This is a genomic window from Streptomyces parvus, assembly GCF_032121415.1.
GTDB classification, from domain to species: domain Bacteria; phylum Actinomycetota; class Actinomycetes; order Streptomycetales; family Streptomycetaceae; genus Streptomyces; species Streptomyces globisporus_A.
Genome location: NZ_CP135079.1, coordinates 6,040,305 through 6,054,973, shown reverse-complemented (window position 1 = coordinate 6,054,973; position 14,669 = coordinate 6,040,305). Strand labels below are relative to the sequence as shown.

The window sequence follows — 14,669 nt, the reverse complement described above, 5'->3', positions numbered from 1 at the left end:
GTTTCCGTACACCTCGACACCTGGGGGCGGACCGGTGGTGGACCGGTTCACCACGCCGTGGAATCGATTACACGGAAGATTGGAATCGATTACATGGCCGAAAGCAAGCCCCCCTCCCATGGCCGAGACCAGATCGTGACGGGAGGGTCGGGGCGGCGGGGCGGGCGTCGGCCGGGCTGATCATGCCGCGTCTCGCGGGGCGTATGGCCGGTGACGTGCGCAGCCTCCTGCTGGGAGTCCTGGCCCGGCAAAGCAGAAGACCCCACGCGGAGTGGGGTCTTCACTGGTGGTGTCCGAGGGGGGACTTGAACCCCCACGCCCGATAAAGGGCACTAGCACCTCAAGCTAGCGCGTCTGCCATTCCGCCACCCGGACAAGGTGTCTGTCGTTCGCGGCGTGTTCCCCGCGGCGACATGGAAAACAATACCAGGGGTTCGACATACCCTTCACCCGCATATCCGGTGGTCAGTGCGGTGCGGCGGGCCGGTGGGCGGTCGGCCTCCCCGGTCCGTGGAGGTCGCGGGGCTACCTTCGCGTTCATGAGTGATCGCGGCTACCGCCGGCCCCGCCCGCTGTCCCCTCTGCGCGAGCATCTGCGCGACACCTTCTGGTTCGCCCCGACCATGGGGTTCGTCAGTGTGTTCGTGCTGTGGTTCGTCGCCACCGAACTCGACGACGCGATCGTCCGGCTGCTCCAGCGGGAGGAGGCGTACGAGGAGCTGGGGGATCTCATCGGGTTCTCCCAGGACACCCGGACGGTGGTGACCGCCGTCAGCTCGGCGATGATGACCTTCATCGGTGTCGTCTTCAGCATCTCGCTGGTCGCGGTGCAGATGGCCAGCGGCCAGCTCACCCCCCGCGTGGTGCGGATCTTCGTCAGGAGCCGGATCAGCAAGCTCACCATGACGGTGTTCCTGGCGACGTTCCTCGTCTCGCTGCTGGTGCTCTCCTCGTACGAGAGCGAGACGGACCCGCGCCGGGTGGTGTCGGTTCCGCTGGTGCAGAGCCTGCTCATCCTGGTGCTCGTCGGGACGAGTCTGCTGCTCTTCGTCGTCTACGTGAGCGCGACGCTCCGGCTGATGCAGGTGGGGCCGGTCGTCGACCGGATCGCGCGGGACTCGTTCCGGGTGCTCGGCAGGATGCCGCGGGGGGCGCAGGGGGACGACGAGGCGGGGCCCGAGACGGCGCGCCTCGTGTACGAGGGGCGGGCCGGGGTGCTGCGGGACGTGAACACGGCGCGGCTGGTCCGGGCCGCGCGGCGGCAGGGCGTGGTGTTGCGGGTGATCCCCCGTATCGGGGACTTCGTCGTGCCGGGGACGCCGATGCTCGCCGTCCACGGCGGGGCCGTGGAGCCCCGGCTCCGGCTGCGGTCCGCCGTCTCCGTCTCGGTGGAGCGCACACTGCACCAGGACCTGGCGTTCGGGCTGCGTCAGCTCGCGGACATCGCGCTGCGGGCGCTCTCCACGTCCGTGAACGATCCGACCACCGCTGTGCAGTGTCTGGACCGGATCGTGCAGATCCTCGCGGTCGTCGTGCGGCTGCCGCTCGGTAAGGTCCACCACCGGGACCGGGCCGGGCGGGTGCGGCTGGTGCAGGAGGGGCCGGAGTGGGCAGATCTGGTCGATCTGGCCTTCGAGGAGATCCGCTGGTGCGTGGCGGGCAGCCCGCAGGTGACACGGCGGCTGATGGCGGGCCTGGGTGATCTGCTGCTGCTCGCCCCCGAGGAGCGTCAACAGCCGCTGGTTCGCCACCGTGAGCTGCTCGTCCAGACCGTGGAGCGGGCGGTTCCGGTGGCCGCCGACCGTGCGTTCGCACTGCTTCCGGACCGGCAGGGCATCGGGTAGGGGCGGGGGTGGGACCCGGGCCGCAGGGGCGCGGTGGGCCCGGCCCGCCGGGATCCCTCCGGCGGGCCGGGCCTGGTGCGTCAGTCGCCGCAGCGGCCCTCGCGCAGCGAGTGCAGGTGCTCGCTGGACTTGCGGGCGAAGGCGAGGGACTGGACCGGGTTGTCGTGCTCGGCCTGCCAGTGGTGGTAGGTCCGGCCGTGGTGGGTGCGCTTCGTGACCTTGGACAGGAACGTCTTGTAGTCGATGTCCCCGTCGCCCACGTCCGACATGCGGTAGCCGTCGCGGGTCGTCTCGTCGCGGACCCCGTCCTTGACGTGGAAGAGGGGGTAGCGGTTCGGGTGCTTCAGGACGTACTTCAGCGGGTCGAGCGGGGCCGGGGTGCCGTCCACGCGCTTGCTGAAGCGGAACTGGGCGCAGTACGCCCAGTAGATGTCCATCTCCAGGTAGACGAGGTCGGGGTCGGTCTCGGCGAGCAGGACGTCGTAGAGGCGCACGTTCGGCTTGTCGGTCGCGAAGGAGAACTCCTCCGCGTGGTTGTGCTGGTAGAACTTCATGCCGCGCTTGCGGGCGGCGGCGCCGTACGTGTTGAAGTCGTCGGCCGCCCGCTTCCAGCCGTCCACCGTGGAGCCGTAGCGGAACGGGCCGGAGGCGGTGCCGATGTGCTTCAGGCCGAGCGCCTGGGCGTCGTCGAGGACCTTCTCCAGGTTCTGGGCGAAGGTGTACGCGCCGGGGTTGTTGTCGTCGTAGTAGCCGACGTGGCTGCCGATCGGGTTGAGGCCGTGGTCCCGGGCCAGCCGCTTGAGCTGGGCCAGGGTGATGGGGCCGGCCGAGCCCTGGGTGTAGCCCGCGAGCTCGATCTCGTCGTAGCCGTACTTCTCCAGTTCGGCGAAGACCGGCGCGAAGCCCAGCGTGGAGATCTGGTCGCGGAGGCTGTAGAGCTGGATGCCGAGGCGGCCGGGGGGCAGGACGGGCTTGCCCTTGCCGTGGCCGTGCCCATGGCCGTGGCCGTGAGCGTGCCCGTTGCCGTGGCCCTGGCCCCGGTCGGTCGCCTGGGCGCTCGCCGTGCCGATGATCGTGGCGGCGGTGGCTCCGGCGGCGACACCGAGGATGTTGCGGCGGCTCAGTCTGCGGGCGAGTCCGGTGTCCTTGGAGGTGCGGCTCATGTTCGGGTGTCTCCCTTGCTGACCTGACGGGGTGAGTGGTGCGGTGCCGGGTGCGTGACGGGAATGTCAGTGCAGTCCGGCAAGCTGGAGGAGCAGGGACTTCACTTCGGTGGCCCTGACCCGGTCGGTGAACGCGTGGGGGGTGGAGCAGAGGATGAGCGGACCTTCGTCGTCGCTCTCGGGGAGGCGGCCGTGGCTGCCGCGAATAGGTGAGGGGTCCAGGGGGACGACCGCCATGCGGTAGCGCAGGCCGAGCTTCTTGCGGGCGACCGCCGAGGCGGCCTTGACCCGGACGTAGGGGTCCTCGGGGTCCATGAAGAGCTCGACGGGGTCGTAGCCGGGCTTGCGGTGGATCTCGACGAGCTGGGCGAAATCGGGGGCGCGCGCGTCGTCGAGCCAGTAGTAGTACGTGAACCACGCGTCCTTCTCCGCGACGGCGACCAGTTCTCCGGAGCGCGGGTGGTCCAGGTGGTGTGCCTTCTTGCCCTCGTCGTCGAGGAGCTGTTCGATGCCGGGCAGGTCCGCGAGGGCGGCCCGGGTCGCTTCGAGGTCCTCGGGACGGCGTACGTAGACGTGGGCGAGTTGGTGGTCGGCGACGGCGAAGGCCCGGGAGGCCATCGGGTCCAGGTATTCCATGCCGTCCTGGGTGTGGACCTCCAGCAGGCCAGCCCGGCGCAGGGCGCGGTTGATGTCGACCGGGCGGTCGACTCGGGTGATGCCGTATTCGGAGAGGGCGACGACCGTGCGGCCCTCGGCCCGGGCGTCCGCCAGCAGCGGGGCGATCGCCCGGTCGAGCTCGGCGGCGGCCCGGTGGGAGCGGGGGTCGTCGGGGCCGAAGCGCTGGAGGTCGTAGTCCAGGTGCGGCAGATAGCAGAGGGCGAGGTCGGGGGTGCGGGTGGCGATGATGTGGCGGGTGGCGTCGATGATCCACTGGGAGGAGACGAGGTCGGCGCCGGGGCCCCAGAAGTGGAAGAGGGGGAACGTGCCGAGTCTGTCGGTCAGTTCGTCGTGCAGGGCGGGGGGCCGGGTGTAGCAGTCGGGTTCCTTGCGGCCGTCGGCGTAGTAGACGGGGCGCGGGGTGACGGTCCAGTCGGTGTCGGCGCCCATCGCGTACCACCAGCAGATGTTGGCGACCGTGTAGCCGGGGTGGGCGCGGCGGGCGGCGTCCCAGAGTCTGTCGCCCTCGACGAGCCCGTTGTGCTGTCGCCACAACAGGACGTCGCCGAGTTCGCGGAAGTACCAGCCGTTGGCGACGATGCCGTGTTCGGCGGGCATCGCGCCGGTGAGGAAGGTGGACTGGGCGGCGCAGGTGACGGCGGGCAGCACGGTGGACAGCGGTGCCTGCGCGCCCTGTTCCCCGAGGGCCCGGAGGTTCGGCATGCGGGCCAGCAGCTGCGGGGTGAGGCCGACGACGTCGAGGACGAGGAGGGGGGTGGGGCCGCCGGTCTCCTGTGCGGATTCCGTGCCGGGTTCGGGCGCGCTCATGGCAGTTCCTTGAGGCCGAGGTCGACCAGGAGGTCGCGGGCGAGGGTGAGTTCGGCGGCGATGCCGTCGGCGAGCTGGGTGCGGGTGCGGGGCCGCAGCTCCGCGGGCAGCGCCTGCCAGGTGTACGTCTCGACCTCCAGGTGCCGGGTCAGCGGCACGGGTCCGCCGACGAGCCGGGCGAGCGTGTCCCGGAGCACAGGGAGCGTCGAGGTCAGCGGGGGCGCCGGGGGCGCGTGCAGCGGTACGTGGAAGTGGGCGCGCCAGGGGGTGGAGTCCGGGAGCGCCCGGCCGGCGGCGGCCTCGTCGAGGTCGTCGGTGCCGCGCAGCCCGGCGGCCGTGCTGGTGCGGGTCTGGTGCAGGAAGCGGGGTTCGGCGAACGCGGCGAGCGCGGCGCGGACCTCGGGCAGGTGCGGGTCCTCGGCGTGCAGGGCGGCGGAGAGCTGGGACTTGACGATGCGGACACCGGCGGCGGCCAGGGCGTCGAGCGCCGTCGCGGGGTCCTCGAAGGAGGTGGCGAGGTGGCAGGTGTCGACGCAGATGCCGATGCGGTCGTGTCCGACGTCGGTGAGCGGGGTGATCGCGTCGGCGGTGGTCTCCACCGTGCAGCCCGGCTCGGGTTCGAGGCCGATCCGGATGGACTTGCCGGTCATCTCGGCCAGGGCGTCGAGGCGCTGGGCGAGGGTGGTGAGGGCGGAGCGCGCGGTGCGGGCCGCCCCGGGGTCGCCGTCGTAGGGGGTGCGCCAGGCGAGGGGCAGGGTGGAGATGGTGCCCTCGGTGGCGTCGTCGGGGAGCAGGGCGGCCAGGAGGCGGGCGAGGTCGGTGGTGTGGGCGAGGCGGTCGGGTTCGGTCCAGTCCGGCCGGTAGACCCGGTATTTGACCTCGTCGGCGCCGAACCCTTCGTACGGGAAGCCGTTGAGGGTGACCACTTCGAGGCCGCGGCTGTCGAGTTCGGCGCGCAGGGCGCGCAGTTCGGCGGGGTCGTTGATCAGGGTGCGGGCGGCGTCCCGGGCGAGCCAGAGGCCGATGCCGAGCCGGTCCCGGCCGAGTCGGCGGCGGACGGGTTCGCAGTGGTCGCGGAGCTGGGCGCGGACGCCGTCGAGGGTTTCGGCGGGGTGGACGTTGGTGCAGTAGGCGAGGTGGACGGTGGAGCCGTCCGGGTGGCGGAAGCGCATGGCCGCCTCACTCCCCGCCGCGCAGGATGGAGTTGCCCTCGTGGAGCGGGTCGGGGGCGAGCACGTCCAGCTGGAGGCGGCCGCTCTGTCCGTAGAAGGCGACGGGGTTGCGCCACAGGACCTGGTCCACGTCGCCCTCGGTGAAGCCGGCCTTCAGCATCGCGTCGGCGACCTTGCGGGTCTTCAGGGGGTCGCTCTTGCCCCAGTCGGCGGCCGAATTGACGAGGATCTTCTCGGTGCCGTGGTTCTGGAGGATGGTGACCATCCGGTCCTCGTCCATCTTGGTGTCCGGGTAGATGGAGAAGCCGGCCCAGCAGCCGCTGTCGGTGGCTGCCTTCACGGTTGTCTCGTTGAGGTGGTCGAGCAGGACGAACTCCGGGGGGAGGTTCGATTCGCGGATGACATCGACGGTGCGGTGGAGACCGGCGAGCTTGTCGCGGTGCGGGGTGTGGACGAGGGCGGGCAGCCCGTGGTCGGCGGCGAGCTGGAGCTGGGCGGCCAGCGCGTGGTCCTCGGCCGGGGTCATGGAGTCGTAGCCGATCTCGCCGACGGCGACGACGGAGTCCTTCACGAGATAGCGGGGCAGCGCGTCCAGCACGGGTGTGCAGCGGGGGTCGTTCGCCTCTTTGGGATTGAGGGCGAGCGTGCAGTGGTGGGCTATGCCGTATTGGGAGGCGCGGAAGGGCTCCCAGCCCAGCAGCGCGTCGAAGTAGTCGAAGAAGCTGGCGGGCGAGGTGCGGGGCTGGCCGAGCCAGAAGGAGGGCTCGACGAGCGCGCGGACGCCCGCGTCGTACATCGCCCGGTAGTCGTCGGTGGTGCGGGAGGTCATGTGGATGTGGGGGTCGAAGATGCGCATCAGGACTCCTCCGTGGGGGCGGGGGCTGCGGTCGGGATCCGCCGGGCATGCCCCAGGACCGTGCGGAGGTCTTCGGGGACGGGGCGGCCCGCCGCGGTGCGTTCGGCGGCGAAGTCGTCGAGCATGCGGGCGAGTTCGGCGTCGCCGCGGGCCCGGTCGCCGAGCCGGGCGACGGCCGCGACGGGCACCTCGGTGAACAGGCACTTCAGCACGGCGTGCCGCCAGGCGTGCGGGTCGAGGTGGTCGGCGGCGTAGGGGCCCACGGCCGCGGCGACCAGCCGGGTGTCGTTGGCGCGCAGGGCGTCCTCGACGAGCGGGAGAGCGGTGTCGCCGAGGTCGAGGAGGTGCAGGGTGAGCAGGACGGCGCGGCGTTCGGCGGCGGTGCCCTGTTCGTAGAGCCGGGTGACGGAGGACAGCGGGGCGCGGGCCTCGACGAGCAGGAGGGAGCGTACGGAGTCGGCGTGCTCCGGTCCGCAGTGCCGGCCGGCGGCGGCGTAGCGCAGTTCCCAGGGCGGGGAGGCGTAGGGGCTCGCCTCCGCGCGGGGTGTGCCGGGGACGGTTGCCGCACGGGCCGCGTCGTGAGCGGCTTCGGCGAGGGCCTCGTCGAGCCAGGCACGGGCGGCGCCGCCGAGTTCGGCGTCGAGTTCCTTGCGGGACCTGAGCGGGTCGGGGGACGTCAGCACGGGGCGGCTCCCTTCGGCGTGGCGGTCGTCGCGGTGCGGAGGCCGGCGTCCCTGGTCATGGCGTCGCGCAGGAAGTCGATCGACCTGCGGGCCAGTTCGGGGCCGGCGTGGGAGTGCCGGGGCAGTTCGACGACGGTGAGGCCCCGGTAGTCCGAGGCGGCCAGGGCGGCGAGCACGGGCGGGAAGACGATCTCCCCGTCGCCGAACGGCAGGTGCTCGTGGACTCCGCGCCGCATGTCCTCGATCTGGACGTGCCGGAGCCAGGGGGCGGAGTCCCTGATGCACTCGACGGGCGAGGCCTCCTCCAGGCACTGGCAGTGGCCGATGTCGAGGGTGAGGCCGAGCGGCCCCGGGTCACCGAGGAGACCCCGCAGGTGGTGGAAGTCGGCGAGGGTGGCGAGGAGGTGACCGGGTTCGGGTTCGATCGCCAGGGGGACGCCGGATCGGTCGGCGGCTTCGAGGACGGGGGCGATCGCTTCGGTGAGCCGTTTCCACGCGGTGTCCGCCGAGGTGCCGGGCGGGGTGATGCCGCTAAAGCAGTGGACGGCGTGCGCGCCGAGTTCGGCCGCCACGTCGACGGCGCGGACCAGCAGGGCGGTGCGGGCGGCCCGGGCCTCGGGGTCCGGGTCGAGGAGGGAGGGGCCGTGCTTGCGGCGCGGGTCGAGGACGTAGCGGGCGCCGGTCTCCACGGTGACCCGGAGCCCGAGGGAGGTGAGCCGGCGGCGGACCTGGCGGGTGCGCTCGGTGAGGTCCGGGGCCATCGGGTCCAGGTGCATGTGGTCGAGGGTCAGGCCGACGCCCTCGTAGCCGAGGTCGGCGAGCAGGCCGAGGGCGTCGTCGAGGCGGAGGTCCGTGAGCCCGTTGGTGCCGTATCCGAGGTGGAGGGTCATGTGAGGCTCACCTTCCGGGCGAGGCTGCGGGCGAGGGGGACGAGTCCCATGACGGCGAGACCGGTGAGGGGCGATCCACAGCGGGCGGCGAGCGCGGCCTGGAGCGGGATCATGGCCCGGATGCCCCCGCCGACCGCCCGCTGGGTCAGGGGCGGCGACGGGTTGAGCGCGGCGTGCAGGAGGGGTGGTCCGGCGGTACGGACGTAGGCGCCGGTGAGCGCGAGGATCAGGAGGCGGGTGGGATCGGCGACGGTCTCGCCGAGCAGGCTTTCGGGGCGTGCCGCAGGCCCCGGGCCTGCGCCGGAGCCGGCCTGCGCCCGGCCGGGAAGGCCGCTTGCGAGCGTGCCATCGGGCCGCGGGGTCGCGCCGGGAGCCGCGGACGGCCCGGGGAGGCCGCCCGGCCTCTGCCCCCACCGCCCCCACCGCTCCCCCAGCACCGCTGCCGCGAGTGCCGTCGTCGTGGCGAGCACCGCCAGGGGCGTGCCCGTGGAGCCGCCCTGCGTCTCGTGGCGCGATACGGCGGTGACGCCGTACGTGTGCGCCCCGAGCACCAGGGCGGCGGGCAGCGCGGGCAGGGCCGCTTTCAGGCCGCCGCGCGCCGGGGGCGGCAGGACGGCCGCCCCCGGTCCGGGGGTTCGTGTCGCACCCGCCGTCGTTATCGGCCCGGCAACGTTGTCGGGCCGGCTGCCTCCATCCGCCGCACCGGCACCCGTGCCCCTGGCCGTGCCCGTCGCCGTCACCGCAGCCGTGGCCCCCAGCAGGAGGTCCAGCGAGCGGGCCGCCGCCATGGCCGCCGGGCCCGCCTTCGTGTGCTTCAGGTGCAGGTCGTAGGCCCAGACCGTGGCGCCCAGGCCCGTGGCGACCGTCAGTGCGGGGCGGCCCGCCCTGGCGGCCAGGGCGAGGCCCGCGGCGGTCAGCACCCCGGCCGCGCCCAGGGCCGCCGCCGGGCTGATGCGGCCCGAGGGGATCGGCCGGTGCGGGCGGTCGACGGCGTCCTCGTCGCGGTCGGCCCAGTCGTTGAGGGCCATCCCGGCCTCGTACAGGCAGAGCGACGCGCCGATGGCCAGCGCGGTGCCCCGGCCGGGCCGGCGGCCCACCGCACAGGCGCCCGCCAGGGCGTCCCCGGGTACGGAGAAGAGGGCGGAGACGCGCAGCAGTTCGGCCCAGGCCCGCAGACGCCGCCGGGGCGCGCGCCGGCCGGTGTCCGATCCGGTACCCGGCCCGGAGGCCTCTTCCGGGCGGTCCGGGTCCGCATCCGCGCTCTCTGCCCCGCTCCCGCCCGTGGGGGGCGGTCCGGGCCTGTCCGGTGCGGGCGCAGTCCCACCCGCGCCGGACAGGCTGTCATGGGTCACGGCGTTCGGAACCACGCCGTGCGCAAAACCGTTCCGCCTCCCGGGCCCTGCCGGGAGGGCCGCCAGGGCCGCGACCAGTGCGGCCCGGAGGGCTCGCCCCCGCGGCCTCATGCCTGGTCCCGCAGCCGCTCGGCGAAGGCGAGCAAGGTGGCGTACTGCTCGGCGAGTGCCGCCGATGTACCGCCGTCGGGGTCCTTGAAGTAGAAGCCGAGCTCCGGCAGGGGTCCGCTGATCCCGGTCTCGTGGGCGCGGGCGAGCAGCCGTGCCAGGTCCAGGACCAGCGGGGCGGCGAGGGCGGAGTCGCAGCCCTGCCAGATGGTCTGGAGGACCATGCGGGAGCCGAGGAAGCCGTCGAAGGCGATGTGGTCCCAGGCGGTCTTCCAGTCCCCCATGGCGGGCACGTCGTCGATGTGCACCTCGCCCTCGGGGGCGGTGCCGAAGGTGTCGGCGAGGACGCGTTCCTTCCCCGCGTTCTTGGCGGCGGCCGCCGCCGGATCGGCCAGCGCCGCCCCGTCCCCGCCGCCCAGGAGGTTCGACCCGGACCACGCCCGTACGGCGAGGGCGCGCTGGAGGAACATCGGGGCGAGCACGGAGCGGAGCAGCGTCTGGCCGGTCTTGCCGTCGCGTCCGGCGTGGGGAAGTCCGCTGGAGGCGACGGTGTCGGTGAGCGCGGGGGTGCGCAGCCCGGTGGACGGGGTGAAGTTGGCGTAGGAGCAGCCGGCGCGCAGGGCGGCGGCCGCGTAGAGGGAGCTGGCGGGCAGCCGGGGGTCGCCGGGTCCGGGGGCGGGTTCGGTGGAGGCGACGTTGACGACGACGGTGCGGGCCAGGTCGTGGCGGTGGGCGAAGTCGGTGAGGTCGGCGGCGAACGCGGCGATGAGTTCCTGGTCGGTCCGGGTGTCGCCGGGGAGGGGCCCGCCGGGGCGGATTTCGGCGTCGGCGGCGTCGAGTTCGGCGCGTACGGCCGGGGGGAGCCCGTGCGGGAGGACGCCGCCGTCGGCCAGCGCCTCGGCCCGCTTGGACAGCGGGCAGTCGAGGGTGTCGTGGCCGCCGAAGACCAGGTCGGCCAGGGCGGGCAGTCCGCTGTCGGCGAAGGGGGGCGTCTCGGTGACCATGCCGGCCGGCGGGTGGAGGCCCGCAGCGATGGCGGCGCAGCCCGCGGTGGCGGTGGTCGCCACGGAGCCGCGTGCTCCGATGAACCAGACGCCGGTGCGGCCCGCGGTCCCCGCGAGGCCGGGGGCCTCGGAGGTGAGCGGCGCGTCGGTGCGGCCTGGGGCGTCGGTACGGCCTTCACGGTCGGCGTGAGCGGTCACGGGCTGCCTCCCTGAGGGGATGTGTCGGTTGGAGGACGACGGGCGGGGAAGGTGCGTGCTTCCCCCGCCCGTCGTCGGCAGAGGCGGCTGCCCTACTTCGAGGGCAGCTCCTTCAGTTGGATGTTGCGGAAGGACACCTGGTCGTCGGCTCCGTGGTTCTGGAGGCCGATGTAGCCGTCCTTCAGACTCCGGGCCGGGTCGGTGTTGGTGAAGTCGTTGATCTTCGCTCCGTTGAGGAAGACCTGCAGACGTTCGCCCTGGACCTTGATCTCGTAGCTGTTCCACTGTCCCGGGGGCCGCAGGACGCGGTCACGGGCCTTGATGTTGGCGGATTTGAAGGTGTAGACGGCGCCGGTGGTGCGGTCGGCGGCGTCGGTGGCGTCGATCTGGATCTCGTACCCGTTGTCGACCGCCGACCACGGGTCGTCGGACTCCGGGAAGCCCACGAAGATGCCGGAGTTGTCGTCGCCGGCCATCTTCCAGTCGAGCTTCAGCGAGTAGGACTTCAGCTCCTTGGCCTGGTAGGTGAGCAGGCCCATGCCGCCCTCGGAGTGCAGGGCTCCGCCGCTGACGGAGAACTTCCCCGGGCCCGCCTGCTTCCACCCCTCCAGCGTCTTGCCGTTGAAGATCGGCCGGTAGTCGGTGTCCGGCTTGCAGTCGGCCTTGACCTGGCCGGTGGCGTAGCGCAGCCCGCCCAGGACGTGGCTGCGGAAGGCCGGTTCGGCGTAGGACTCCTTGGTGTGGCCGAGTCCGGTGTAGAAGGAGCGGCCTCCCTGGTAGGTCTGGCACCAGGAGATGGGGTGGTCGCCCTTCATGTTCCCGCCGGTGTAGGTGGTCTCGTCGAGCGTGGCGAGAACCTTGGCCTTGTCCCGGGGGTTGGTGCGGTAGTTGTACCACTCGTCGGTGCGCTCCCACTCCTCGCCCAGATGGGCGGTGGCGGGGTGGTCGTGGTCCTCGACGCGGACGGTGGCGGGCTGGATCTGCGGGTGCGAGTCGAAGTGGGCGCCGACGAGGCCGCCGTAGAACTCCCAGTCGTACTCGGTGTCGGCGGCGGCGTGGATGCCGACGTAACCGCCGCCGGTGGCCACGTAGTTCTCGAACGCCTTCTGCTGCTCGGCGTTGAGCACGTCACCGGTGGTGGAGAGGAACGCGACGGCGTCGTAGCGGGCCAGGTTGCTGGTGGTGAACTGGGCGGCGGACTCGGTGGAGTCGACCGTGATGTTGGTGTCCTTGCCGATCTCCTTCAGGGCCTCGATGCCGGTGGGGATCGAGTCGTGGCGGAATCCGGCGGTCTTGGAGAAGACCAGGACGCGCTTGGCGGTCTTGTCGACCGGGGTGTTGGAGAGTTCGAAGTCGTCGACGTCGTAGAGCGCTCCGTCGCCGCCCTTGAAGACGAGGAAGAGTTCGGTCTGCTTCTTGGGCGCGCCGCGCAGCGGGATGTCGACGTCCTGGAAGGTGTCCCAGCTGCCGGTCACCGGGACGGGTCCGGAGCCGAGGATCTTGCCGGTGGGCGATCCCGTGCGGACTTCGAGGAAGCCGCCGGAGCCGGCCGAGGAGATCCGGGCGGTGAGCTTGGTGGTGTTGCCGAGGACGTAGGTCTTGAAGGAGATCCAGTCGTCGTTGTGGATGTCGCCGACGGTCTTCCCGCCGTGCGCACTGGACTTGCTCGGGGTGGTGACGCCGGAGGAGTCGTCGAAGTGCTCGGCCTGGCGGTGCTTGGGCTGGAGCCGGGAGGCGTCCTTGCCGGTCAGCTTGGCCTGGCCGCCACCACCGTTGTCGGTGTACGAGGCCGAGATGCCGCCGTAGATGTTGGCGTTGGGGTCGTGGCCGCCTTCCATGGCGGTCTTGATGGTGCCCTCGCAGCCGTGCTCGGTGGTGATGTCGTGGCCGTGGCTGTCGTGGCCCAGGGTGAACTTGACCTCGACCTTGGTGCAGTCGATGGTCCCGTCCTCCGGGTCGCTGACGTTCACCTTGAACGGCACGGAGTCACCGAACTCGAAGAGCTGCCCGTCCTCGGGGAGCACCAGCTCCACGGTCGGGGCGGTGTTGCCGACGGTGACGTGGACGCTGGCGGAGCCGGTGCGGCCGGTCGGGTCCTCCGCGGTGAGGGTGGCGGTGTAGGTGCCGTTCTTCCTGTACGTGTACGTCGGGTTGGCGGCGGTGGAGGTGCCGCCGTCACCGAAGTCCCAGGAGTAGGTCAGCGGGTCGTCGTCACCGTCCGCCGTGCCGGCCGAGGAGAACTTCACCTTCAGCGGCGCGGTACCCGAGGTCTTGTTCGCCGAGGCCTCCGCGATGGGCGAGCGGCCTCCGGTGGCGTTCTCGATCCGGTAGAGCGCAGAGTTCTCGTCGCCGCCGAACCAGGCGAGGCCGTAGTCGAGGACGTACAGGGCCCCGTCCGGCCCGAAGGCCATGTCCATGATCTGGGTGCCGGACCAGGGCACGTCGTTGATGGACTGGACGGCGCCGTCGGCGTCCTGCTCGATGCGCTTGATCCACCGGCGGCCGAACTCGCCGGCGAAGAAGTCGCCGTCGTAGGCCTCGGGGAACTTGACCGGGGAGTCCAGGTCCGCGTCGTAGCGGTAGACGGGTCCGCCCATCGGCGACTCGGATCCGGTGCCGAACTCGGGCACGGAGCCGCCGTCGTACGGGATCCACGCGGCCTCGGCCGGCGGCAGGTCGACGAGTCCGGTGTTGTGCGGCGACTCGTTCTTCGGGGCGGCGCAGTCGAAGGCTGCGCCGGAGGTCTTGGTGGCGAAGTCGTAGTCGATGTACGGCTCGTTGTCGCCGACGCAGAAGGGCCAGCCGAAGTTGGCGGCCTTCGTCACGCGGGCGAACTCGACCTTCCCCGCCGGTCCGCGCTTTGGATCGGCAGCGCCCGCGTCGGGGCCGTAGTCACCGACGTACACGGTGCCGGTGGCCTGGTCGACGGAGAAGCGGAAGGGGTTGCGGAAGCCCATCGCGTAGATCTCGGGGCGGGTCTTGTCGGTGCCCGGCTCGAAGAGGTTGCCCTCGGGAATGGTGTAGGAGCCGTCGTCGGCGACCTTGATGCGCAGGATCTTGCCGCGCAGGTCGTTGGTGTTGCCCGAGGTGCGGCGGGCATCGAACGCCGGGTTGCGGTCGGGGCGTTCGTCGATCGGGGTGAAGCCGTCGGAGGCGAAGGGGTTGGTGTCGTCGCCGGTCGAGAGGTAGAGGTTGCCGTCCTTGTCGAAGTCGATGTCACCACCGACGTGGCAGCAGATGCCGCGCGAGGTGGGGACGTCCAGGACCTTCTTCTCGCTGGCGGTGTCGAGGGTGCCGTCCTCGTTGAGGACGAAGCGGGAGAGCCGGTTGACACCGTCGAACTTCGCGAAGTCGGCGGCGGTTCCGGTCTCGGGGGCGTCGCCCGCCGGGGTGTCCATCGGGGGCGCGTAGAAGAGGTAGATCGCCCGGTTCTCGGCGAAGTTCGGGTCGACGCCGACGCCTTGGAGGCCCTCCTCGTCGTGCGTGTACACGGGGAGGGTGCCGGAGATCCTGGTGTTGCCGGCGCTGTCGGTGATCCGCAGCTCGCCGCCGCGCGAGGTGTGCAGCACGCTGCGGTCGGGGAGGACGGCGAGCGACATGGGCTCGCCGGTCTCCTCGGCGCCCTTGGCGAGGGTGACCTGCTGGAAGTCCTCCGCCACGGGCTCCTCGTGCCCCGGGTGGCCCGGGTGGGCGGTGGCGCCGGGGGCGGAGCCGAGGGTCAGGGTGGCGGCGGCGAGCAGTCCGCCGGTGAACAGCGCGAGGGTCTTGCGGACGCGGGTCCGGGCCAGGAGCCGCTTTCTGGTTCTGTGCACGTAGGTCCTCCGGAGAGTGCCGGTTGTACGGGCGGGTGTGGCCGTGCCGTGCCGCGCGGGGACTGCCGCGCGTGTGTCACCGGAGACGGGAGCGACCCCGGT

The 14,669-nt window shown here is 72.1% G+C and carries 10 protein-coding genes and 1 tRNA gene; 1 reads left to right on the top strand and 10 read right to left on the bottom strand.

All coding sequences use genetic code 11. The annotated features are described in order from the left end of the window. Positions 1–287 precede the first annotated feature (287 nt). A tRNA-Leu gene (locus tag RNL97_RS28200) sits at positions 288–375 on the bottom strand. Positions 376–539: 164 nt separating this feature from the next. Between RNL97_RS28200 and RNL97_RS28195 the strand changes: the two genes are divergently transcribed. Continuing rightward, on the top strand, positions 540–1,844 hold the full coding sequence (locus RNL97_RS28195) for a DUF2254 domain-containing protein (RefSeq protein WP_243315816.1): 1,305 nt from the start codon (positions 540–542) through the stop codon (positions 1,842–1,844). Between the two features lie 80 nt (positions 1,845–1,924). Here the strand turns inward: RNL97_RS28195 and RNL97_RS28190 are convergent, their stop codons facing one another. From RNL97_RS28190 to RNL97_RS28150, 9 genes are all read right to left on the bottom strand, one after another. Further along, the gene (locus RNL97_RS28190) at positions 1,925–3,007 is read right to left on the bottom strand and encodes a sugar phosphate isomerase/epimerase family protein (protein ID WP_030582751.1); all 1,083 of its coding nucleotides are present in this window, start codon (positions 3,005–3,007) and stop codon (positions 1,925–1,927) included. A gap of 66 nt (positions 3,008–3,073) precedes the next feature. Further along, positions 3,074–4,492, bottom strand: a complete 1,419-nt coding sequence (locus RNL97_RS28185) for a nucleotide pyrophosphatase/phosphodiesterase family protein (RefSeq protein ID WP_030582752.1) — start codon at positions 4,490–4,492, stop codon at positions 3,074–3,076. Continuing rightward, positions 4,489–5,664: a metabolite traffic protein EboE gene (gene eboE, locus RNL97_RS28180; protein ID WP_030582756.1), complete on the bottom strand. Its 1,176-nt coding sequence runs from the start codon at positions 5,662–5,664 to the stop codon at positions 4,489–4,491. Before eboE ends, RNL97_RS28185 begins: the two co-directional genes overlap by 4 nt. 7 nt (positions 5,665–5,671) lie before the next feature. Further along, positions 5,672–6,520, bottom strand: coding sequence for a TatD family hydrolase (locus tag RNL97_RS28175; protein WP_313751348.1), 849 nt, complete (start codon positions 6,518–6,520; stop codon positions 5,672–5,674). After that, on the bottom strand, positions 6,520–7,203 hold the full coding sequence (locus RNL97_RS28170; protein WP_234313397.1) for an EboA domain-containing protein: 684 nt from the start codon (positions 7,201–7,203) through the stop codon (positions 6,520–6,522). The genes RNL97_RS28175 and RNL97_RS28170 overlap by 1 nt, the downstream gene beginning before the upstream one ends. After that, positions 7,197–8,093, bottom strand: a complete 897-nt coding sequence (locus RNL97_RS28165; RefSeq protein WP_313751347.1) for a sugar phosphate isomerase/epimerase family protein — start codon at positions 8,091–8,093, stop codon at positions 7,197–7,199. The genes RNL97_RS28170 and RNL97_RS28165 overlap by 7 nt, the downstream gene beginning before the upstream one ends. Continuing rightward, the gene (locus tag RNL97_RS28160; protein WP_313751346.1) at positions 8,090–9,556 is read right to left on the bottom strand and encodes an SCO3242 family prenyltransferase; all 1,467 of its coding nucleotides are present in this window, start codon (positions 9,554–9,556) and stop codon (positions 8,090–8,092) included. The genes RNL97_RS28165 and RNL97_RS28160 overlap by 4 nt, the downstream gene beginning before the upstream one ends. Beyond that, a complete protein-coding gene (locus RNL97_RS28155; protein WP_313751345.1) occupies positions 9,553–10,755 on the bottom strand; it encodes an inositol-3-phosphate synthase in 1,203 nt (400 codons plus the stop codon). Before RNL97_RS28155 ends, RNL97_RS28160 begins: the two co-directional genes overlap by 4 nt. A gap of 92 nt (positions 10,756–10,847) precedes the next feature. Beyond that, on the bottom strand, positions 10,848–14,567 hold the full coding sequence (locus RNL97_RS28150; protein WP_243315813.1) for a ThuA domain-containing protein: 3,720 nt from the start codon (positions 14,565–14,567) through the stop codon (positions 10,848–10,850). Positions 14,568–14,669 lie beyond the last annotated feature (102 nt).